The organism is Butyrivibrio sp. NC2002, from assembly GCF_000702265.1.
Classification (GTDB): domain Bacteria; phylum Bacillota; class Clostridia; order Lachnospirales; family Lachnospiraceae; genus Butyrivibrio.
In genome coordinates, this window is the sequence record NZ_KL370881.1 from 550,750 (window position 1) to 575,364 (window position 24,615).

The 24,615-nt window shown below is 46.7% G+C and carries 15 protein-coding genes; all 15 read left to right on the top strand.

Annotated elements, in window-relative coordinates:
- Positions 1–59: 59 nt before the first annotated feature.
- The 15 genes from T543_RS13420 (at position 60) to T543_RS13480 (ending at position 24,601) form a co-directional block, all read left to right on the top strand.
- The gene (locus tag T543_RS13420; RefSeq protein WP_027215728.1) at positions 60–536 is read left to right on the top strand and encodes a PcfB family protein; all 477 of its coding nucleotides are present in this window, start codon (positions 60–62) and stop codon (positions 534–536) included.
- A 185-nt stretch (positions 537–721) separates the two neighbouring features.
- Positions 722–2,479: a VirD4-like conjugal transfer protein, CD1115 family gene (locus T543_RS13425; protein WP_416386384.1), complete on the top strand. Its 1,758-nt coding sequence runs from the start codon at positions 722–724 to the stop codon at positions 2,477–2,479.
- 306 nt (positions 2,480–2,785) lie between these two features.
- Positions 2,786–3,001: a Maff2 family mobile element protein gene (locus T543_RS13430; protein ID WP_027215726.1), complete on the top strand. Its 216-nt coding sequence runs from the start codon at positions 2,786–2,788 to the stop codon at positions 2,999–3,001.
- A 17-nt stretch (positions 3,002–3,018) separates the two neighbouring features.
- Entirely contained in the window at positions 3,019–3,891 is an 873-nt protein-coding gene (locus T543_RS13435) for a VirB6/TrbL-like conjugal transfer protein, CD1112 family (RefSeq protein WP_026667050.1), read from the top strand.
- Between the two features lie 19 nt (positions 3,892–3,910).
- Positions 3,911–4,342: a PrgI family protein gene (locus T543_RS13440; RefSeq protein ID WP_027215725.1), complete on the top strand. Its 432-nt coding sequence runs from the start codon at positions 3,911–3,913 to the stop codon at positions 4,340–4,342.
- Entirely contained in the window at positions 4,266–6,845 is a 2,580-nt protein-coding gene (locus T543_RS13445; RefSeq protein ID WP_051638784.1) for a VirB4-like conjugal transfer ATPase, CD1110 family, read from the top strand. The genes T543_RS13440 and T543_RS13445 overlap by 77 nt, the downstream gene beginning before the upstream one ends.
- Positions 6,826–9,303, top strand: a complete 2,478-nt coding sequence (locus tag T543_RS13450; RefSeq protein ID WP_034486935.1) for a CD1108 family mobile element protein — start codon at positions 6,826–6,828, stop codon at positions 9,301–9,303. Before T543_RS13445 ends, T543_RS13450 begins: the two co-directional genes overlap by 20 nt.
- 9 nt (positions 9,304–9,312) lie before the next feature.
- Positions 9,313–9,624: a hypothetical protein gene (locus T543_RS13455; protein WP_034486893.1), complete on the top strand. Its 312-nt coding sequence runs from the start codon at positions 9,313–9,315 to the stop codon at positions 9,622–9,624.
- Positions 9,602–11,503, top strand: a complete 1,902-nt coding sequence (locus tag T543_RS13460) for a CD1107 family mobile element protein (protein WP_080655251.1) — start codon at positions 9,602–9,604, stop codon at positions 11,501–11,503. Before T543_RS13455 ends, T543_RS13460 begins: the two co-directional genes overlap by 23 nt.
- Positions 11,504–11,563: 60 nt before the next feature.
- A complete protein-coding gene (locus T543_RS13465; RefSeq protein WP_026667053.1) occupies positions 11,564–12,052 on the top strand; it encodes a hypothetical protein in 489 nt (162 codons plus the stop codon).
- 10 nt (positions 12,053–12,062) lie between these two features.
- Positions 12,063–14,168 carry a DNA topoisomerase 3 gene (locus tag T543_RS13470; RefSeq protein WP_026667054.1) on the top strand — a complete coding sequence of 702 codons (2,106 nt, stop codon included), beginning with the start codon at positions 12,063–12,065 and terminating at the stop codon, positions 14,166–14,168.
- Between the two features lie 5 nt (positions 14,169–14,173).
- On the top strand, positions 14,174–14,332 hold the full coding sequence (locus tag T543_RS15935) for a hypothetical protein (protein WP_155244368.1): 159 nt from the start codon (positions 14,174–14,176) through the stop codon (positions 14,330–14,332).
- Complete coding sequence (locus T543_RS15940) at positions 14,322–14,477, top strand: hypothetical protein (protein WP_155244367.1); 156 nt, start codon at positions 14,322–14,324, stop codon at positions 14,475–14,477. Before T543_RS15935 ends, T543_RS15940 begins: the two co-directional genes overlap by 11 nt.
- Positions 14,474–15,622: a DUF5688 family protein gene (locus T543_RS13475; RefSeq protein WP_051212532.1), complete on the top strand. Its 1,149-nt coding sequence runs from the start codon at positions 14,474–14,476 to the stop codon at positions 15,620–15,622. The genes T543_RS15940 and T543_RS13475 overlap by 4 nt, the downstream gene beginning before the upstream one ends.
- Before the next feature lie 72 nt (positions 15,623–15,694).
- Complete coding sequence (locus T543_RS13480) at positions 15,695–24,601, top strand: YodL domain-containing protein (protein ID WP_035769272.1); 8,907 nt, start codon at positions 15,695–15,697, stop codon at positions 24,599–24,601.
- Positions 24,602–24,615: the final 14 nt, after the last annotated feature.

Genomic DNA, 24,615 nt, shown 5'->3' on the forward strand with positions numbered 1-24,615 from the left:
CTGGTGCCTCCCTGGCTGTAAACATTACCAGAGGATAAACGAAAGACAGGAGGATGATGATGCAGGAAGAAGTAACACAGAAATCTATTGCCCTTGTGATCAGAACCTCCAAACTGACCGCCGATGTGCTGAAGAAAGCTATGATTGCCTACTTAAATCATCTTAAGAATAAGCAGGCTAACTGGCATGGGAAGATTTCCGTAAAGAAGCTCATGGGCAAGGATCAGGGTGCGAACACCATGGAAATAACGGAGAACAACATCAAATCCTTTGAGCGTGTTGCGAAGAAGTACAACGTTGATTTTGCCGTGAAAAAAGACAAGACCGTGGATCCGCCAAAGTATGTTGTTTTCTTCAAGGGCAGGGATGCCGACGTGATTGCGATGGCATTCAAAGAATTTGTGCATGGAAACGAAAAGAAGCAGAACCGTGAATCCGTAAGGGATAGGCTGAACCGTTATAAGGAACTCTGGACTCAAACAATGAACAGGGAACGCGCCAGAGAAAAAACCAAGGATCGGGGACAGAGCCTATGAGTAAGGTAGTAGACGGAATCTTAAAGGATTTAAAGAACATACCCGAATCCTTGCGGAAAAAGATGAAAGGCACGGATAAGAATAAGCTGATCCGTATGAGCATTCCCTATGTTATCGTAGGATATTTCTGTGATAAGTCAGCATGGATGTTCAGACAGGTCGAGGGAGATTTATTTCCAAGACTTATGGATACGGCTTCAAGGCTGGGAGAAGCTTTTGCAAATCCTTTGCCGAGTTTCAATCCAATGGATCTGCTTTTTGGAGTAGCGTGTGGAGTTGGCTTTCGCCTGATCGTGTATTTCAAGGCGAAGAATGCCAAAAAGTTCAGACACGGAGTGGAGTATGGCAGCGCAAGATGGGGAAATGCCAAGGATATCGAGCCATATATGGATCCGGTATTCGAGAACAATATCATCTTAACAGCATCGGAGAGGCTGATGATGTCGGGCAGACCAAGCTCACCCAAGTATGCCAGGAATAAAAATATCCTGGTCATAGGTGGAAGTGGCAGCGGAAAGACCCGCTTTTTCGTGAAGCCGAATTTGATGCAGATGCATAGTTCCTATGTAGTTACCGACCCGAAAGGCACGGTTTTGGTTGAGTGCGGGAGGATGCTTAAAAAGGGCATTCCGCTCTTAGATGATAACGGTGCCGTGGTGAAGGATGACAAGGGAAAGACTGTCTATCAGCCATACAAAATTAAGGTCCTGAACACAATAAACTTTGCACGCTCCATGCACTATAACCCCTTCGCCTACATCCGTAGTGAGAAGGATATCTTAAAACTGGTAAACACGATCATAGTAAACACGAAGGGAGAGGGCCAGCAGTCCGGGGAAGATTTTTGGGTGAAAGCCGAGAAGCTGTTATATACGGCATACATTGGCTTTATCTGGTATGAGGCTCCGGAAAAGGAACAGAATTTCTCTATGCTGATTGACATGATCGACGCCAGTGAGGCAAGAGAGGATGATGAAAGCTTCAAAAACCCTGTGGATCTGCTCTTTGATGAGCTTGAAGCAGAGAAGCCGAATCACTTCGCCGTGCGCCAATATAAAAAATATAAATTGGCCGCCGGCAAGACAGCGAAAAGTATTTTGATTTCATGCGGTGCAAGGCTTGCTCCGTTTGATATCGCAGAGCTTCGGGAGCTTACCAGTTATGATGAACTGGAGCTTGATAAGCTGGGTACTGAGAGGACGGCATTGTTTGTAATTATCTCCGACACTGATGATACCTTCAACTTTATCGTCAGTATCATGTACACCCAGTTGTTTAACCTGCTTTGCGAAATTGCAGACAATGTTTATAACGGGAGACTGCCCATCCATGTGCGATGCCTGTTGGATGAGTTCGCAAATATCGGCCAGATCCCAAAGTTCGAGAAGCTGATAGCGACCATCAGATCGCGTGAAATATCGGCTTCTATTATTTTACAGTCGAAGTCCCAGCTCAAGGCTATTTATAAGGACAATGCGGACACCATCGAAGGCAACTGCGACACGACCCTGTTTTTGGGAGGCAAGGAAAAAACGACCTTGAAAGAAATGGCAGAAATCCTTGGTAAAGAAACCATTGACCTTTATAATACCTCGGACACAAGAGGTACAAGCCAGTCCTATGGTCTGAATTATCAGAAGACCGGGAAAGAACTCATGAGCCAGGATGAGATAGCAGTCATGGACGGTGGGAAATGTATCATGCAGCTGAGAGGCGTGAGACCTTTTTTCTCAGATAAATACGATATAACGCAGCATAAGCAGTACAAGAAGCTGTCCGATTATGACAAGAAAAATGAATTTGACATTGAAAAATATGTCAAGAACCTCTGTCATGCGGTGGTTAAGCCGGAGGACAAGATGGATGCGGCATTTGAATATGATGCCGAAACAGGAAAAATTGAACAGGTACAAGGCGAGAAGGAGGAGAAATCCCAAACCTGAGCCGGAGCCACACTTACAACTTCATAGGATGAAGCTAAACGGATCCTTGCGGATAAACCTGATGCGGATTCCACCCATAAAGGAAGCAGACGATGAGCGCCTACCAAGCAAACATCATCATCTGCCTCAAGCGGGAATGGCATAACCAAACCCTGCGTTCATTTTATCAGATATGTGCGATATCGCATATAAAAAGGATAGATGAAGCAGGGTATTTTTATGCCTTCCAAAAGTAACTATCAAAAATCAATTAACAAATTTGGAAGGAGGAAAAACTGGCTTAAAAAGTCAGTTTTAAACAAAATCATGGCATTTTTTACTAATAGCGTAACAGCCCTTAAAACCGTCGTAACCGCCATCGGCGCAGGTGTAGCCGTATGGGGAATCATCAACTTGCTGGAGGGCTATGGTAACGATAACCCTGGTGCTAAATCTCAGGGAATCAAGCAGCTGATGGCGGGCGGAGGTATCGTAATCATCGCCCAGACGGTGATCCCTCAGCTTACTTCTCTCTTTTCATAAGGAGAAAATCACGATAGATGAACACTATCGTTGAAAAGATTACCGAACTCATAAAGGAAATGCTGCAAGGTTGGGTAATGTCTAACCTCGAAGGAATGTTTACCGATGTGAATACAAAGGTAGGAACAATCGCCGGAGAGGTTAGCCAGACTCCCAGCGCATGGAACGCAGGTATTTTCAATATGATCAAAAACCTGTCAGATACGGTCATCATACCGATAGCCGGGATCATCATAACCTATGTGCTGTGTTACGAGCTGATAACGATGGTAATAGACAAGAACAACATGCATGAATTCGATACGAGCCTTTTCTTCAGATATCTTTTCAAGGCTTGCATAGCAGTAATGCTGCTTAGCAAGACCTCGGATATCGTTATGGCGATCTTCGATGTGGGTGGTCACATGGTAAGTGAGGCTGCCAGTGCCATCACGGGTTCCACTTCGCTTGATGTGGGAGCCACGATTCAGTCAATGTTTTCGTCACAGCTGTCAACCATGGAGATAGGCGAGCTGATAGGTCTTGGCATAGAAACGATGTTCTGCAGCTTTTGTATGAAGATCATGTCCGTTTTGATCACCGTCATATTATACGGGCGCATGATTGAAATCTATCTTTATGTTTCGGTAGCGCCGATGCCTTTTGCAACCCTTGTGAACAGGGAGTGGGGAAGCATCGGGTCAAACTATATCAAAGGATGCATAGCACTGGCTTTCCAGGGATTTTTCATTATGGTTTGCGTGGCAATCTACGCAGTCCTTGTAAATGCTGTGGCAGTGGCTTCAAATCTGCACTCGGCACTTTGGCAGGTAATGGCTTATACCGTTGTCCTGTGCTTCTCCCTGTTTAAGACCGGATCACTTGCGAAGAGCATCCTTCACGCGTCGTAGAACGGAGGTGACTAAAAACATGGCAATCGCAGTTGATGTGGCAAAGGACCCGAAGGCGATCAAGTCGAAATTCATCGGGAATTTCACAAAGCGTCAGGTTATTTGCTTTGGAGCGGCTGCCGTGGTGGGAGTACCATTTTATCTTCTGACAAGAAAGGTAATCGGGACGGACGTGGCTGCCCTCATGATGGTGGCAGTCATGCTCCCGTTCTTCTTTATAGCAATGTATGAAAAGGACGGAGTGCCTGCGGAGCAGTATTTGAAGCAGGTTATTGAGATGAAATTCATCCGGCCCGGGATAAGAAGGTACAAGGTGGAAAACCTCTACGAGCAGTTAAGAGAAAGAGAATCTATGGAAAAGGAGGTGGAAGCTCTTGAATGCAAGCAAAAAAAGTGGAAAGAAGAGCGTTACGGCAAAGTCTCAGAAAAGCACAAAGAATCCGAAGAATAATAAGCTGCAGACAAAGGCAGGAAAATCAATCTTTGAGAGATTCACGGGACTTACGCTTGCGGAGTTCTTAAAGCTGAAAAAGCTTAAGAAAACGCTCTCCGGAGATAATGGTCAGTCCGGCAAGCAGATTTCCACACAGCAGACCATAACTTTTGACAAGATGTACCAGGATGGCATCTGCAAGGTTAGAAAGAATTATTACACTAAGATGATCGAGTTTTATGATCTGAACTATGTGCTTCTGGATGAGGAAGAGAGGGCGGATATACTGGGGTTGTATTCACAGCTCATAAACTATTTTGATCCGACCATCAGCTTTCAGATCTTCCTCTTTAACAGGCATGTGAATGAGGAGACGCTGGCGGCACAGTTTGAGATCTCTCCCCAGGGAGATAAGTTCGACGATATTCGTGAGGAGTTTTCGGATATGTTAAAGAGCCTGTCTGCAAAGGGGAATAACGGAGTCATCAAGAGCAAATATATCATTTTCGGCATTGAAGCGGAGAATATCAAGGAAGCAAGACAGAGGTTTATAAGCCTTGAGGCAGATATCATAAAGAACCTCAAAAACCTTGGTACCAATGCGAAGTGTCTCGACGGAAAGGAACGATTAAGAGTCCTGTATGAGTTTTTCAATCAGGACAAGATGGAACCTTTCCATTTTTCATTTAAGGAAATGGCAGAGTCCGGCAACACGGTAAAGGATTATATCGCACCGCAGGGCTTTGAGTTCCGTTTCCCCGGCAGATATAAGATGGGGCATATGTTTGGAGCTACGAAGTATCTTGACATCATATCCCCGAAGCTCAATGACGAGCTGCTTAAGAGGCTCTTGGATATAGACAGCAATATCTCTATATCCATCCATATGAGGACCATTGAGCCAACAGAAGCTATCAAGCTCTTAAAAAGAGCACTGTCGGATGTTCAGAAAACAAAGATCGACGAGCAGAAAAAAGCGGTTCGTGCCGGATATGACATGGACATTCTTCCTACGGATATCGTTTTGTATGAAAAGAATACTATGGAGCTTTTGGATGATCTGAATACCAGCAATCAGAAGCTCATCTGGACAACGATCCTGATTTCGAGCTTTGGTAGAAACAAGAAGGAACTGGAAAGCGTGTCACAGAGAGTATCGGGTATCATTCAGCAGGCAAACTGTAGGCTTATCGACCTTCAGTACAAGCAGGAGGTGGCCATGAATGCCGCAGCTCCCATCGGTATCAATGAAACGAAAGAGGGCAGGCATCTGATCACAAAGAACCTGGCGATCCTTGTACCGTTCAATACGCAGGAGCTTTTCCAGTCGGGACAGTCTTTGTATTACGGGCTGAATGCCCTTTCCAACAACATGATTATGGCAGACCGTAAGAAGCTTCGTACACCGAACGGCGTAATCTTAGGTACGCCCGGTTCCGGCAAATCATTTTCTGCAAAGCGAGAGATCCTTGGAAGTTTCCTTGTATCAAGGGATGACATTTTGATCTGTGATCCAGAGGGTGAGTATTACCCGCTTGTAAAGGCACTTGGCGGTGAGGTGGTTAAGCTTGCGACCAATTCAAAGGATTATCTGAATCCTATGGATATACAGCTTTCCCATAAGAATGACAGGGAGGCACTTAAGCTTAAGTCAGACTTTTTGATCACGCTCTGTGATGCAATCGCAGGCGGGGAAACAGGTCTTGCCAATGATGAAAAAGGTATCATCGACCGCTGTATCGAGGGTATTTATGATGAGTATTTCAAAGACCCGAGACCGGAGAATATGCCGATATTGGAAGATCTCTACAATGCTCTCGTAAAGTATGAGCCGGACAAAGCGGTATCGGAGGAGCTTGCCATTGATGCAAAGCAGAAAGCGGTTCGTATCGCAAACAGCCTTGTTTTATATGTGCATGGTTCTCAGAACTATTTCAATCACAGGACAAACGTGGATTCTCAGAACCGTATTGTCTGCTTTGATATCAGAGACCTTGGAAAGCAGCTGAAAGAACTTGGAATGCTGATAGTGCAGGATGCGGTATGGAACAGGGTTTCCCGTAACCGTGAGCGCAGGGTGGCTACCCGTTACTACTGTGACGAGTTTCACTTGCTTTTAAGAGATAAGCAGACAGCGCAGTATTCAGTGGAGATCTGGAAGCGTTTCAGAAAGTGGGGCGGTATTCCCACAGGTTTGACGCAGAACGTGGGAGACTTCCTTCGTTCGGAGGAAATCGAGGGTATCCTTGGTAACTCGGACTTTGTTTATCTCCTTAACCAGAACGCAAAGGATCAGGTGATCCTGGCAGATAAGCTAGGACTTTCTGAGAAGCAGCTCCAGTATGTAACAAACTCTGAATCCGGATGCGGACTCATTCTTTTTAATGATGTGGTCATTCCGTTTGCGGACAGGTATCCGACAGACACCAAGACGTATGCGATCATGAACACTCGTCCACAGGAGGAAGAGGAACATACTGCTGACAAGGGAGATGATGCAGATGGCGAAGAAAAAGAATAATACGGCAAGGAAGGCAGTATCGGACATAACCGGGGCAAAACCCGAGGGATTTGATGCGAAAGCCGATGCCGGAGATTTTAAGAAAGCACGGGCGGGTCCTACGGGATCCGCTGATGGAAGAGGTAAGGGCAGTGCCGTAAAAAGTAAGGCTGTAAGCGAAGCACAGGAGATGTTTAATGCTACGCCTGCAAATACGGTTTCCCAGGCAGAAGAAAAGAGCAGAAAGGTCAATCAGGAATTCTTTAAAAAACATGAGAATGAAGATGATAAAAATACCGAGTATGCTTCTCAGCGTGAAGAAACAAGGGCACTCCGTAAGCACAGGCAGCATGAGAGCCGTGTAAGGGTAAAGGACAGCTTTATACAGTCAGATGGAGATTTCCATGGAAAGACCGACTTTGTGGAAGAGGCAGGAGCCGAGACAGCAAAGAGCCATAAGCTTGAGATGCTTGAAAAGAAAGTGGAAAAAGCTGGTGCCAAAACCCAGAAGGCGAGAAAGAAGCTGCCACAGCGTAAGGAGTACAGGCTGGTGCGGCATTTCGATGAAAAGACCGGGAAAGTAACTTATGAGCTTCAGACCAATAAGGTACTTAAGAAGCCGAAGAGTGATAATCCCATAACTGCCGCAAACCGCAGGGCGATGATGGAAGCGCAGGGACTGGTGCATGACAAGATATCGGAGGATGAAAAGGATAACTCCGGTGTTGAAGCTGCCCACAGGACAGAAGAGGCCGGTGAAGCCGTTATCGTTCATGCGAGAAATATAAAGCACGGCGTACAGGCAAAGCGAAGCAATAAGGTAGCGGCTCTTGAAAAGAAGCAGTTCAAGGCGGAGGTGAACTTCAGATATCAAAAGTATTTGGAAGAAAACCCGGAGGTCAAAAAGAAAGCCATACAGAAGCGTCTTCAGAAGCAGCGTATCAAGCGTGAGTATGCCAAGGCACTTAAGAAAGGAACGACTGAGGCAAAGCAGGCTGCCGGATATGCAAAAAAAGCGGCAACAACAACCACAAACATGGCTAGAAAAGTAGCAGAGTTCGCAAGGAAGCATATCGGAGCGATAGCGACAATAGGCTTGTTCGGACTCTTTTTTATGCTTATAGCCGCAGGTATATCAAGTTGTTCTGCCATACTTAACGGTGGCTTGTCAGCTACTATGGCAGGAAGCTATCAGAGTCAGCCAGCTCAGCTTGATGCATCGGATGAAGCCATGACTTCAATGGAAATGGCATTGCAGAACACCATAGACAGCATCGAGGAAGATTATCCCGATTATGATGAGTACAACTATAACCTGGAAGAAATCGGGCATAACCCTTTTACGCTGATCAATTACCTGTCAGCCATAAAGGTTGATGTGGTGGCAGCGGACTGTGAGGCGGAGATCGAATCGCTTTTTGATGAGATGTATGAGCTGACCCTTACACCAAGGGAAGAGACACGAACCCGCACGGTAACTGTTACGAATGAGGAAACCGGTGAAGAGGAAGAAGTGGAAGAGGAATATACCGTTACGATCCTTGATGTGGAGCTTACAAGAAAGCCTTTGGAGGATATCGTTTCGGAGCGTCTTACCGGGAATGATGATGCGAGCGTGTTATATGCGGCATATCAGCAGACCAACGGTGCATTACAGCAGTTTTACACGCCTCTTGATACGGACTGGTACAGCCTTATAAAGAGCTATTACGGTTATAGGAAGAATCCCATTACCGGAGAGAATCAGTTCCACAGGGGCATTGATATCGCAGTACCGGAAGGGACAGAGGTTTATGCCGGGCATGACGGAACAGTTACCACGGCAGCCTATGACGATGATTACGGGAATTATATCGTGATCACGGACTCAAAAGGCTTTACTACGAAGTATGCGCATCTTGAAAGTATGAATGTCAGCGCAGGGCAGACAGTAAGGCATGGAGAGATTATAGGCAAGACCGGAAGTACGGGAGCCGTAACGGGAAGCCACTTACATCTGGAGTGCTTATCAGATGGAGAGTATTATAATCCGCTTTTCTATTTTGAAAACGGTAACGGATCCATTTATGGCACGACAGATCCTATCGGTGGCAGTGGCGATGTAGCTGCACTTATAGCAGAAGCGGAGAACTATCTCGGATACCCTTATGTATGGGGCGGTAGTAGTCCTTCAACGAGCTTCGACTGTTCGGGCTTTGTGTGCTATGTGGTGACTCACAGCGGATATTACAATCTGCCACGTACCACAGCGCAGGGCATCTATAACCAGTGCCAGCATATCAGCGCATCAGAAGCGAGAGCCGGGGATATTATCTTTTTCACAGGTACATACAATTCCGGCAATCCGGTAACCCATGTTGGTATCTATGCCGGCAATGGTCAGATGATCCATGCAGGCGATCCCATCAAATACTCTTCCATTAACACACCATACTGGCAGAGCCATTTCTACGCATTTGGCAGATTGCCGGGACATTAAGGAGGCAAGATGAAAAGAGAAACAATCAAGAAAAACCGTATTCATGCCGCCGAGAAGAAAGAGTATTACACCGAACGTGAGAAATACTGGGCAAGACTCGAACAGGAAGCGGATGATGCGGAAGCGATGAAGATCATTAGAAAGAAACATATAACACCGGAGCAGCTGGCACTGTTTAACAGCCTTTCTGAAAAAGAGGTTGCGGACATGATAGCTGCAAGGGATAAGGAAGTAAAACAGACCCCGCCCGATGAAGGCGGGGCCTTTCATGCAGAAAATGAAAAGGAGACAAACGAAAATGCAAAGAAAGTTATCAGTTAGGATTATTGCATCGCTGATCTTATCGGTGATGCTATTTGCACTGCCGGTCGGGGCATTCATTGCGAACAGTTCCACGGCGGTATCGGTATATGCCGAAGAGAGCGTGACAGGTAATGAAGCAGGAACTACAGATGATTCGTCATCAAGTGATGATGCTTCAGATAGAGGTTCTACAGATGAAGGAACAGATACAACAGTTGAAAATCCTTCGAGCGGGGATAATTCCGATGCCGAGGATACTTCCAACACAGGAGACAGCGCCTCCGAAAATGAATCCGGGGATGGTGAGGACGGTGGTGAGACTGGAGAAGATGATCCCACACCGACTCCTGAACCTACACCTGAGCCGGAACCTGAGTGTATCTGTGACCACAAGTGCAGCCAGTATGATTACAACAAGGACTGCCCTGTATGTAGTCAGAACTATAAGGACTGCGCATATAAGGAGCCGAGCGTAAAGATTACGATCAATACTCCTTCGGGATGGTACTCAAGCGGTACATCTGCAAAGGTCACTTTTAAGGTCGAAGATATCCTTGATACAGGGAACTTTGCCATAAAGTCCGTGAAAGCAAAGATCGGACAGAATGGCAGCTACAACGATGTAACAGAGGATATGTTCCTTGAGATTTCCGAGAACTGCACCGTATATGTGCTTGTGACGGATGCTAATGATAAGAGCTATGAGAGAAGCCGTTCCATCAAGTGCTTTGATACAAGCAAGCCTACGCTGAATGCGGCGGTATCGGACGGACTTCTCACTATCCAGGCATCCGATAATGACTCCGGCGTAAAGGTTATCTATGTGAACGGATATGAGTTTACTGATGTTACGAACGGAACCGTAAATATCAGGCTTTCCCAGTTCGATGCAGGCTATGAGTATTTCACGATCACAGCCATGGATAATGCCGGGAATGTATCGGAGGTTTATAAGACAAAGAATCCTTACTACAAGGATCCTAACTCTGATGATGACAGTAATCCGGCAGAACAGCTTCCTGCAAGTGCGGAGGCTACGAAGCCTTCCAGTGCGACCGCAACGGTTACAGATCACACAAAGACTGACAGTAATGGAAATACGACAAGCACTACAAGTACCTCAACCAGCACCAATACATCTCCCGAGGCGCAGAAAAAAGCCGAGTTTGCCAAGGCTGATGCAGAGGAGGCTGCTTTATCAGATGGAGAGAACGGCGAGGATATGAACCTTGGAAAAGAGTTTTATACCATCGAAGCTGCAAGCGGCAAGGTCTTTTATCTGATCATTGATCGTGACGGACAGGAGGAGATGGTTTATTTCCTGACAGAGATCACGGAGAATGACCTGCTTAATGTAACAACAGATAATTCGGAGACTCTGCCTAAGAACTCAGCGGCTCTTGAATCGCAGATCCCTGTGACGGAGAGCGCATTGCCTAATAACAATACGGATATCGACGATACCCACGAAGTTGAGACTCCTACTGAGACACCGAAGGAACCACAGGAGACTGAACCGGAAGAGCCTGCCGAAGAGGAGCCGGAAGAGCCTGTTAAGAGCAATCCGATTTTGGGATATATCATCATGGCTATCTTTGGCGGCGGTGTGATCGGGGCTGCATATTATTTCAAGGTAGTTAAGAAAAAGCAGGACGGCGATTTTGTCGAGGATGAAGATGAAGAAGCCGAAGAGGAAGTATATGCAGACGATGCGGATGAGCAGGAAAAGGATCCTAATGACGCCTGGTTTGATAATGCCGATGATGCGGCAGATTATCCTGAACCTACAGAAGAACAGAAAGACAGACCTGCTCCTACGGCGGAGGATATGGAAGATGCAACAATAGCTGATACGGAAGAGGAGAGCGCAGCAGATGTATCAGAAAAAGATGAATAAACACATTTACGGCGGAGAGGATAACCTCTCCGTCATCTTTTGAAAGGAGAAATGAGTTTTATGGAACAGACAGCAGAAAAAAAGAAGATGGATGAGATCACCATCAAGTTTGGCAAGGGATGTGTCGGAGAGCCTTTTACGGGTAAGGACGGCAAGGAGTATAAGCAGATCCTTATTCCTAACAAGGATGAAAATGATCATAGTCCCTGGGCAACATTTGTAGCAAGGTCAAATGCGGTGCATGAGGATCAGTATGGTAAGGGCATGTGGATGAAGCTACCTGCTGATGGCCATACCACAGTACGCAAGGATCACTGCGTCGGTGAGGGCGCAGATGGAAAAAAGATCTGGGAGACTGAAAAGACCAAGGTATCCAACAGAGATCTGAAGGGCATGGTGGAGTTTTATAAGTCCAGAGGCAAGGAACAGGAGGAAAAGCCGAGAGAATCTCTTAAGGACAGGCTTTCCGAGAAAAAGGCGGAAGTATCACAGCAGAAGCACGATGCTCCTCAGAAGACTGCCACCAAGTCAAAGGAAGCTTCTTTATAAGGAGGCTGCTATGGGATACAAGTTAGTGGTTACTGAAAAGCCCAGTGTGGCCAGAGCCTATGCGGATGCACTGGGCGTAAAGAATGCACAGGACGGTTATATCGAGGGAAACGGTTATATCATTTCATGGTGCGTAGGACATCTTATCGAGCTGGCACAGCCGGATTCTTATGATCCTGCACTAAAGAAATGGTCGTATAATTCGCTCCCGATCATGCCGGGGAACTGGCAGTATGAGATCAAAAAGGATACAAAAGCCCAGTTTAAGGTACTTAAGAAGCTCATGCACGATAAAGGTGTGGATGAGACTATCTGTGCTACCGATGCCGGACGAGAGGGCGAGCTTATATTCAGACTTGTATATGAGCAGGCAGGCTGTGATAAACCCATCAAGCGTTTATGGCTTTCATCCATGGAAGAGAGTGCCATAAGGGAAGGCTTTGCCAATCTGAAACCCGGATATATGTACAACGACCTGTATCAGAGTGCTTTATGCAGACAACAGGCTGACTGGCTTGTGGGTATCAATGGTACAAGGCTTTTCACGGTGCTTTATAACAGACTTTTGAAAGTCGGAAGGGTGCAGACTCCTACACTTGCAATGCTTGTGGACAGAGACGAAGCAATCCGAACCTTTAAGAAAGAGCCGTTTTATACCTGCCATATAGATGTAAATGGCATGGAAGCGGTATCCGATAAGTTCAAGACCGAAGATGAGGCAATGTCCGTAGAGGGATGTGCCGTATTTAACCCGGTGCGTATTACGAAGGTGGAGGAAGAGGAAAAGAGTATCGCACAGCCGAGACTTTATGACCTTACCACCCTGCAGAGGGATGCCAATCGTATCTTTGGATTTACGGCAAAGCAGACCTTGGATTATACCCAGAGCCTTTATGAAAAGCGTCTTTGTACTTATCCGAGGACGGACAGCCAGTTTTTATCCGATGATATGGGACAGACTGCGGAAGATGTGATCGGAGCGGTGTTTAAAAGCATATTAAAGATTCCGCAGGATTATTCGCCGGATATCGGCAGAGTCTTAAACAGTAAAAAGGTCACAGACCACCATGCCATCATTCCCACGATGGAAATAGGCAAACAAAATATGGATGCACTTGCAGAGGGAGAGAAGAAGATTCTTTACCTCATTTCATATCGTGTTCTGTGTGCTACATCCGGGAGGCACATTTATAAGGGTGTAAAGGTGGAACTTGACTGTGATGGGTTTAAGTTTCATGCAAGCGGAAAGACGGTCATATCCGAAGGCTTTAAGAAGTATGAAAAGATGCTCAGGAACCGCTTTAAGGTAAAGACTGATGCGGAAGATGAAGAAAAGCCTATTCCAGTAATAAGGGAAGGACAGTCATTCCGTGATGTGAATCCGAGAGTGGTGGAGGGCTTCACGCAGCCACCAAAAGCTTTTACGGAAGACACGCTCCTTAAGTATATGGAGACTGCCGGTGCTTCGGAAATGGACGATGATGTAGAGCGTAAGGGTCTCGGCACACCTGCCACCAGAGCGGATATCATCGAGAAGCTGGTAAAAGACGGTTTTGTCAAAAGAGATAAGAAAAAGCTGGTTCCCACGGATGATGGAATCAAGCTCATAACCATCCTGCCTGATGCGGTGAAATCTCCGCAGATGACGGCGGACTGGGAAAACGCACTTGTCCTTGTCTCCAAGGGTGAGATGAGTGCGGATGCCTTTATTAAGGGCATTAAGGACATGGTAACTGATTTGATAAAAACATACAGTAGCGTAAGCGAGGAGGAAAAGAAGATGTTTGGTTCAGAAGAAGCAATCGGAAAATGCCCTAAGTGTGGCGGAGATGTTGTTGTCGGCAAGTATGGAGCATACTGCACCGAGAAGTGCGGCATGAGCCTTGGCTATGCCATGGGAAGAAAGCTTGACGAGGAGCAGATCAAGAAGCTTCTTGCAGGAGAAAAGATCTTTATGAAAGGTCTTAAGAGCAAGAAGGGCAAGAGCTACGATGCTTTTCTTAAGCCTGAAGGTGTGGAGGCGTATGACTACACCAATAAGGATGGCGAAGAGAGGAGCGGTTTCCAGTTCAAGTTTTCCATGGAGTTTCCGGAGCGTAAGAAGAAGGGAGAGTGAGCAACATGAAGAAAGCAGTAAAGGTATTACTGGGCATTGCGGCGGCAGGAACCATTGTTTCCGCCGTCGTTTATGCAGTAAAGAAGTACAAGGACAGAAAAAACAAGGATTTCTGTGATGATTATTTTAACTATATGGAGGAGGTTACAGAAGATGCAGAATAACAACGTGATCGCAACAGAGGTTGCAGAAAAGCAGAGGACAAGCGGCAAAGCCCGCTTCACAGCCTATATGCAGGGCATGAAGAAGTTGGAGCGTAAGGCACAGATGCAGAAGGAAGCTATGATGAAGGGAGGAACAAATGCATGAATTACGAAGAGTTTAAGCAGGAAGTGGCAGACCGTATCAAGGAGTTTCTGCCTGAGAAGTATGAAAATGCGGATGTTTCCATTCAGACCGTTGTAAAGAACAATGATCAGAAGCTGGATGGTCTTATGGTAAAGCTTGAGGACAGCAATATCGCTCCCAACATTTACCTTAACCAGTTTTATGAGCAGCATGAGGACGGCAGACCTATGGATGATATCCTGGCTGCAATCGCAGATGTCCGCACTCAGCATGAGATGTCACAGGATTTCGATGTTAGCAGGCTTACGGATTTTGACAGCGTGAAGGATCGTATCACCTGCCGTCTTATCAATGCAGAGCAGAATGCGGAGTATCTTGCAGATAAGCCTCATACCATGGTGGATGACCTGGCTGTTACATACCATATCGCAATCGGCAAAGAAGAGAGCGGCAATATGTCTGCTCCTATCACCAACAGGCTCATGGAAGGATACGGTGTGGATGTAGAACAGCTTCATCAGATTGCCCTCGATAACATGGACACACTTACTCCGGCAACCTTTAAGAGCATGACGGAGACCATGGTTGATATGATGCTTCCCGATATGATGCGAAGCGGAATGTCTGAGGAAGAGGCAAGGGAGGCCATCGCCGGTATGATCCCGCCTACACCTGATGAGATGATGTATGTACTTTCCAATGAGGATAAGCTTAACGGTGCGGCAGTTCTCCTTAACGATAAGGTCATGGATGATATCACCGAGAAGCTGGGTCAGGACTACTTCATTTTACCTTCGAGTGTGCATGAGGTGCTGATCGTACCTAAGAATGACCAGATGGATCTTAAGACACTGGAGAGCATGGTGCAGGATGTGAATGCCACACAGGTAGCACCGGAGGAAAGACTCTCCGATCACGTATATGCCTATGACGCAAAGGAGCATGAGCTTTTCCGTGCTGACAAGGCAGAGGAGAGAGCTGCGGCAAAGGAAACCGAGGCTTCAAAAGAAACTGCTGTAGTAAAGACTGCGGCAAAAGAGGAAAAGAAGCAGGAGCGTCCTTCCCTTAAGGAAAGACTTGCTCAGAAGAAAGACATTGTTGCCAAGAATGAGGCAACCAGGGAGCCTCGTCAGATGAATAAGGACAGAGGACAGGCTTTGGCATAAGGATTTTTGTTTTGGAACGGGAGAGGGGCAGCGATGTCCTTCTCCCATAATCTTTATAAGGAGAAACAGGCTATGGCAAGAAAATATGATGAGATCAAATGGCTTGCACAGGCTACGGCACAGGATTTATCGGCAGATATGGAAAAGTGGAAAGGATTCCTTACCACTGCCGGAAGGCTATACCGGTATCCTTTCATGGATCAGCTGCTTATCTATGCCCAGAGACCGGATGCCACAGCATGTGCAGAGCTTGAAACATGGAATCAGAAGATGAACTGCTGGGTCAACCGTGGGTCCAAGGGTATCGCTCTTTTGGATGAAAGCAGCGGCAGACCAAGACTTCGGTATGTATTTGATGTGTCAAATGTGCATCCCGGATGGAATGTTGGAAGACTCCCGTACATATGGCAGGTCAGGGAACGGAATGAACAGACAGTTCTCAACAGACTTGAAAACATATATGGAAAAACGGATGAAAGCAGACCTTTCGGAGATAGGCTGGTGGAGCTGGCACATCGTATTGCGGATGATTATTACAGGGATGTAATGCCTGATCTGCAGGACCGGGTGGATGGAAGCTTTCTGCATGGATATGATGAACTGAATCTTGAACTGCGCTTGCAAGAGACCATGAGAGATTCCATCGCATATACGCTTCTTACAAGGTGCGGTGTGGATACAGAACTTTATGATTTTGATTTTCGTTATCTGCATGAGTTCAGCGATGTGAAAACGCTGTCGGTACTTGGAAATGCAGTATCGGAAATGACTGAGCCGGTACTCATGGAAATCGGAAGAGCGGTAACGGTACAGGAACGTCATATCGCCAGATATGGCGAAGTAGAAAGACAAACGGAGAATATATCACAAGCCGTAGAAAAAAGCCAAAATTCGCTTGCAAATGAGGCTCAGAATGAATATAATGCTTTAAAGCGTGAAAGCGAGCGGCAAGGTGATATTTCCACCGATGATTATGAAAAAGGCGAAAGCGCTAATATTTCAGAACAAGGAGGAAATGACCATGGAACTGACTTACATGCAGAGCGGGGATTATCTGATCCCGAACCTGATCGCGAACAGCGAGCCGGAGGAACCCTTAACGAAGTACGGACTGATGCGGAGGAACTTCTTAAAGGAACACAGGAGAGGAACCTACAGCGGGATGATGTTAGAGGGGAATCTGAAGGAGCACTGCCTGATGATTCAGAAGCAGGCAGAGGAGAGGATGGATCTGTTGACATCCCAGATGGCGAAGTCCCAGGGAGTGAACGAAGCCCTGAAAGCATCAGACCAGATGAAGTGGGTGGGTCTGATGAACAACATCCGGGCATCGGCGGAGGAGATAGTTTTATCGGAGCTGATCTACAGCTAAACCCTCCGGATGCAGAACCCGAACAACTGAATATGTTTGACCTGTTCCCATCATTTGCGGAACAGGTGGGAACGATAGCAGCAGCGGAAGCAAGCGTGAAAACGAAGGCTCCCGCTGTTTTTATGCTAAAAGACGACCAGCTTCTTGATGTGATCAGATCCGGTGGTGGCAAAGAGAATAACCGTAAGCGTATCTATGCAAAGTACCAGGCAGGAAAAGATGCTGCGGAAATGACTGATTTCATAAAGAATGAGATCGGAACTACCGGTAAGGGCTTTGAATTTGACGGGCAGAGGGTATCTGTTTGGTTTAATGAAAATGGTATGAGCATCGCACCGGGCAATTCCGCTCAGGTGGACTTTGCCACTACCTATAGTTGGAGCCTTGTGGAAGAGTTCACCCGTCAGATGGTGGAAAACGGCTCATATATGTCGAGAAATGAAGCCTTTCTTGTGGACAGCACCGAACGGGCGAGGGTGGCTGATCAGATTTATTTCTTTTTCCGTGACGGCATTGATGATATGCCTGATTCTCTTTCTATCCAAGGAAGTAATTATCCCGACAGCCAGGCACATATCGTAGAGCTGCTATCTACCCATGAGGGAAGAGAGCTGCTTGCAGAGGAAATCGGCAGGGCTGCGGACAGGATAGAGAGCGGAGAGCTTCAACTTCGGTGGCGATATGTAAAAGAGCCGGAGTATCTGCTTTCAGAGATTGCCGACCTCGATGCTGAGCGTAGGGAGTTTCCTCTTGCAGATGAGGTAAATGTAAGGCTTGAAAACTTCATTACCCAGGATGAGATTGACAGCAGGCTCACCCATGGAAGCGGTGTATCGCAGGGACTTTTCCGTATCTATGATTATTTTAAGGAAGGGCATGACAGCAAAGATAATGTAGCGTTCCTTAAGAGCGAATACGGTACTGGTGGTCAGTCAGATGCACTGATTGGAAATGATAAGAGTTGGGAAGACCATGATGCAAAGGGCATTCAGCTTGACAAAGGCAGTATCATGGAGCCTTATACATCCGTGCTTCTTAACTGGAATGTGGTGGAAAAGCGTATCCGTGAACTGATTGCAGAGGATAAGTACCTGTCTCCAAAGGCAAAGGAAGCCTATGCAGAGTATAAAAAGGAGCAGGAAAAGGAAGCTCTTGCTGATGAGCAGGAAAAACTTGTTGATGCCATTGAAGCCGGGGATGCACAGGAAGAGCCTGAAAGCAAAGAGGCGGATCATAATCCCGAATTCGGTCCGCCTGTCGGACGGGGAGAGAATAGCCTTTGGTCGATAGTCCATGAAGCGGATGATGAAAATGATAATCCCCAGGAGTGGGCAACAAAGCTCCCTTCCGGTCAGTATGTATGGATAGACCGTGAGGAAGATGGTTCATATGGGATTCATCCGGTTGCTGATTCTCTTGCTGCTCCTACGGAGACCTTCAGGACTCTTGAAGAGGCGCAGGAGTATGTTGACGAGACCATGCGGGGAGAAGTGCTTAAAGAGCAGGCTTTAGAGCAGGAATCTTCAACATATACAATCTATCAGATATCGGATGAAGCTGAGGACAGACGGGATATCATCTTTGAAAATCTGGAGCACCTGCAGAACAGAGGACTGTCTGTTGATGCGGCAAACTATGAGGCAGTATATTCCGGAGAACTGGAGGAAAGCGCTACTCTCGATGACCTGTATGAGAAGTTTAACATAGACCATCCGGCAGATTACAAGGGACGCTCCATGTCCGTATCGGATGTGGTGGTATTGCATCAGAATGGTGAGGACAAGGCATATTTCGTGGATTCATTTGGATTTTCGGAAGTGCCGGAGTTTCTTCGGGAAAAAGAAGCAGTCCTTACTCCGGAGCAGGAGCAGGCAAAGGAGCTTATCAATGAGTTCTGCTACAGGGAGTATGATCATGATGCAGATTTCTCGGATTTTTCCAATGTGGAGATAGCTTATACCGACCTTATAGATGAAGCAGATGGAAAAGAGTACCCGATACAGGCTTCTGTAGACCTTGAGCATAACAGCATCCGCCTTGCGATTGACGGGCAGATCATTTCTCAGAATGAATATGATACCCTTACTGACCTTATAGAAAATGAGCTTAAGTACCTTGATTTTGACGAGCTTACCTATGTATCAGAAGAGGACTGGGAGAAGTTCCATAACATGGAGCTTACCGCAGAGGATATACAGAACATTTCCTATATTGGAGCGGAGTACAGCAATTTCGGGCATACTGCGGAGTATGAGCTTGAAGCCGATATCCGGGGAGAACATCAGAAGATCCGGTATGAGGTCACAAGGCATGACGGGGATGAAGAGAGCTTTTCCATCCATACTGAAAGTAACGATATTTATGACAGGCTTTCTGAACCGGAGCTACGCAAGCTGGAAGAGAAACTGTCAGATGAAGTAAGGGTCGGGCAGTATGAAAAGAAGATTGAAAAAGCTGATAGCCTTGATGCAGTTAAGAACATCCAGTATGAGTTTATGGATGATGAGAGCTTTCCAAGGAGGCTTGTCGGAAGGTTCTGGGAATCCTATAACGCAAGGGAAGCGGAACTGTCTGAAGACGCAAGAGCTGCGGCAAAGAATTTCCGCATTACAGATGATGACCTGGGAAAAGGCAGCGCAAAGGAAAAGTTCCGTGACAATATCAGGGCGATTACAACTTTGAAGCAGATCGAGGACGAACACAGGACAGCCACGCCGGAGGAACAGCAGATTTTATCACAGTACGTCGGCTGGGGTGGTCTTGCAGATGCCTTTGATGAAACCAAGAGTAACTGGTCTGCGGAATATCAGGAATTAAAGAGCATTTTGACACCGGAGGAATATAATTCCGCAAGAGAGAGTACCCTAAATGCCCACTTTACAAGCCCCGTAATCATAAGAAATATCTATGAAGCACTGGGACAGATGGGATTTGAAAAGGGAAATATACTTGAGCCTGCCATGGGTGTAGGTAATTTCTTCGGTATGCTGCCAGAGGAGATGCAGGACAGCAAGCTATACGGAGTGGAGCTGGATGATTTGACAGGCCGCATCGCAAAGCAACTCTATCCGCAGGCAGATGTGCGTATCAGCGGATATGAAAAGACCGATTTTCAGAATGATTTCTTTGATGTTGCTGTGGGAAATGTGCCGTTCGGGAATTATAAGGTAAGTGACAAGCCTTATGATAAGCTGAATTTCCAGATCCATGATTATTTCTTTGCAAAGACACTGGATAAGGTAAGACCGGGCGGTATCGTGGCATTTGTTACAAGCAAGGGAACCATGGACAAGCAAAGCCCGCAGGTGAGAAAGTACCTTGCTCAGAGGGCAGAACTGCTCGGAGCGGTGAGATTACCTAATACAGCTTTTAAGGAGAATGCCGGTACAGAAGTCACGTCCGACATTCTTTTTTTCCAGAAAAGGGACAGGCTTATGGATATCGAGCCGGACTGGGTACACCTCGGCATGGATGCAAACGGTATAGCCATGAACCAGTATTTTGCCGACCATCCGGAGATGATCGTAGGGAAAATGGAGATGGTATCGGGACCCTTTGGTATGGAGAGTACCTGTGTACCGGATGAGAGCAGACCATTTGAGGAGCAGCTTCGTGAGGCAATCAGCAATATTCATGCAGAATATGAAGCGGTGGAGCTTTCAGCGGACGAGCTTGGAAAGTCTGACCTTGAAGTAATCCCAGCAGATCCGAATGTGAAGAATTACAGCTTTTGTATGGTGGATGATCATGTGTATTATCGTGAGAATTCCGTCATGAAGCCTGCCGATGTGTCAGATACCATGGAAGACCGCATCAAAGGTATGATCGCTATCCGTGACTGTACGCAGGAACTAATTCAGATGCAGATGGAGGATTATCCCGACTCAGCCATTACGGACAAACAGGCAGAACTGAACGGATTATATGATAAGTTCTCCGATAAATACGGGCTTATCAGTTCTCAGACCAATAAGAGAGCCTTTAATCAGGATTCTTCATACTGCCTGCTCTGTTCTTTGGAGAAGCTGGATGATGAGGGGAAGTTTCTTGGAAAAGCGGATATGTTCACGAAGCGTACCATCAAACACGCAGAGGTGGTGACAAGTGTTGATACCGCAAGCGAGGCATTGGCGGTCTCCCTGGCTGAAAAAGCCAAGGTAGACCTTGACTATATGGCAGAGCTTACGGGAAAGGAAAAAGAAGCCATAACTGAGGAGCTTGCAGGAGTTATCTTCCGGAATCCGCTGACCGACCAGTGGGAGACAGCGGATGAATACCTGTCCGGTAATGTCCGTGAGAAGCTTTCCATAGCAAAGAACTATGCGGAAAATCACCCTGAGTATCAGGTGAATGTGGTGCATCTTGAACAGGTAATGCCGAAAGACCTTGAAGCATCGGATATAGAAGTCCGTCTTGGGGCAACATGGGTTGACCCGAAGTATATCGAGGACTTCATGCGTGAGACTTTCCAGACACCGGGATATCTTTTTGACCGGAATGTCATGGGCATACAGTATTCGGATGTGACCGGGCTTTGGAATGTAAAGGGTAAGAATGCAGACTATGGCAATACCCTTGCCAACATGACCTTTGGTACCGGCAGGGCGAATGCCTATAAGATACTGGAGGACAGTCTGAACCTTAAGGATGTGCGTATCTATGATACTATCGTGGAGGATGGCAAGGAAAAGAGGGTGCTGAATAAGAAGGAGACCACCCTTGCTGCACAGAAGCAGGAGGCAATCCGTGAAGCTTTTAAGGACTGGATTTTTAAGGATCCGGAGCGGAGAGCTGATCTTGTAAAGGTTTATAATGAGCGTTTCAATTCCACAAGACCAAGGGAATATGACGGCTCACATTTGCAGTTTCCGGGTATGACACCGGATATAGAGCTTAAGCCGCATCAGAAGAATGCGGTAGCTCATGTGCTGTATGGAGATAACACGCTCCTTGCACACTGTGTAGGTGCTGGCAAGACCTTCGAAATGACTGCGGCAGCTATGGAACTTAAAAGGCTTGGGCTTGCTCAGAAGTCGCTGTTTGTAGTACCAAACCACCTGACAGAGCAGTGGGCATCAGATTTCCTGCGTCTGTATCCCGGAGCGAATATCCTTGCGGCTACGAAAAAGGACTTTGAGCCTGCAAATCGCAAGAAGTTCTGCTCCCGTATAGCAACAGGCGATTATGATGCCGTGATCATCGGCCATACGCAGTTTGAAAAGATCCCGTTGTCACAGGAAAGGCAGGTGGCGATACTGGAGCGGCAGATAGATGAGATCACGGAGGCTATAGCACAGGCAAAGGCTGACAGGGGTGAGCGATATACCATCAAGCAGATGGAAAAATCCAAGAAGCAGCTCATGACAAGGCTTGATAAATTAAATGATCAGAGCCGTAAGGATAATGTTGTAACCTTTGAACAGCTTGGCGTAGACAGGCTTTTTGTGGACGAGTCGCATTCGTACAAGAATTTGTTCTTATATACGAAAATGCGGAATGTGGCAGGTATTGCACAGACTGAAGCTCAGAAGTCACAGGATATGTTTAACAAGTGTCAGTACCTCGATGAACTGACTGGTGGTAAGGGCGTGACCTTTGCAACCGGAACACCGATCAGCAACAGCATGACGGAGCTATATACCAATATGAGATATTTACAGTATGGTACGCTTCAGAAGCTGGGACTGGGACAGTTCGATGCATGGGCGGCTAACTTCGGTGATACACAGACGGCGATAGAGCTTGCACCGGAGGGAACCGGATACAGGGCAAAGACAAGGTTTGCAAAGTTCTTTAACCTGCCTGAGTTGATCGCACTCTTTAAGGAGAGTGCCGATATACAGACACCAGATATGTTAAAACTCCCTGTGCCGGAGGCAGAGTATGAAAATGTGACATTAAAGCCGTCCGAAGCGCAGAAGGAAATGGTGGCATCTCTGGCAGACAGAGCAGAGCGGGTGCGTAACCGTATGGTGGATTCATCCGTCGATAATATGCTTAAAATTACTAACGATGGGCGTAAGCTGGCACTGGATCAGCGTCTTATGAACGATATGCTACCGGATGATGAAAACAGTAAGTCCAGTGTTTGCGTGGAGAAAGCTTTTGAGATTTGGGAGGAGACAAAAGATAAGCGGTCAGCCCAGCTCATTTTTTGCGATTTGAGTACACCTAAAGGAGACGGAACCTTCAATGTATATGAGGATATCAGGGACAAGCTGATAGCAAAAGGAGTACCACCGGAAGAGATAGCTTTTATCCATGATGCGAATACCGAGACGAGGAAAGCGGAGCTGTTTGGCAAAGTAAGAAGCGGACAGGTCCGTTTTTTATTGGGATCAACGCAGAAGATGGGAGCCGGTACCAATGTGCAGGACAGGCTGATAGCACTTCATCACTTGGATGTGCCATGGAGACCCTCTGACATTGAACAGCAGGAAGGTCGTATCTTACGACAGGGCAATACTAATCCAAAGGTAAAGATCTTCCGCTATGTTACAGAGGGTACGTTTGATGCGTACTCGTGGCAGCTCATCGAGAACAAGCAGAAGTTCATCGGGCAGATCATGACCAGTAAATCTCCAGTCAGAAGCTGTGAGGATATTGACGAGGCGGCACTTACCTATGCGGAGGTCAAGGCTCTTGCTACGGGAAATCCTTATATCAAAGAAAAGATGGATCTCGACATCCAGGTATCAAAGCTGAAGCTCATGAAAGCGAACCATACCAGTCAGAAATACCGACTGGAGGATAATATCGCAAAGAACTACCCACAGCAGATATCAGCACTGAAGGAGCGTATCGCCGGAATGAAGGCAGATATTGCAACATACAATGCCAGCAAGCCTGCGGATAAGGATGTCTTTACCATGACGGTAGCCGGAAAGACCTATGATGACAGGAAGGAAGCCGGAACAGCAATCATCGGTATCTGCAAGGAGATGAAGCAGGCCAATGTGGCTGTGCCAATCGGTGAGTACCTTGGCATGAAGATGAATATAACCTTTGATTCATTTTTCAGGAAGTTTACGCTGAACATGAAAGGAAAACTCAGCCATGAAGTGGAGATTGGCTCTGACCCGTCCGGTAACATTACCCGTATCGGTAATGCCATGGAATCCATGACAAAACAGCTTGAGGATGCGATTGCGAAGCATGCCAATGTGGAACAGCAGCTTGAAACCGCAAAGATTGAGGTGGAAAAGCCATTCCCACAGGAGAAGGAGCTTAACGATAAGCTGACAAGGCTTGCAGAACTGAACAGCCTGCTTGATATGGATGAAAAAGGCGAGGATGCAGTTGATCTTGATGAAGATGCTCCAAAGCCGGAGAAAGAAACAGCAGAACAGACCGAGACGGTAATGCCGGCACAGGAGGCTACCAAAGAGGCAGGTCACATATCGGAGGATAAGGCTGAAATAAGCGAAAAAGCTGAGGAGGCTGATATATCAGAAACAGAGGATATGGGGAACCCTGCAACAAAACCGGAGACAAAAGAGGAAAGACCGTCCCTTGTCGCAAGGCTTAATGAGAAGAAGGCGGTTGTAGCTGCCATGGATCAGAAAGCACCTGCGGTAGCAAAGAAAAAAGAAGAGGTTATAGCATAAGATCAAAGGGCTTC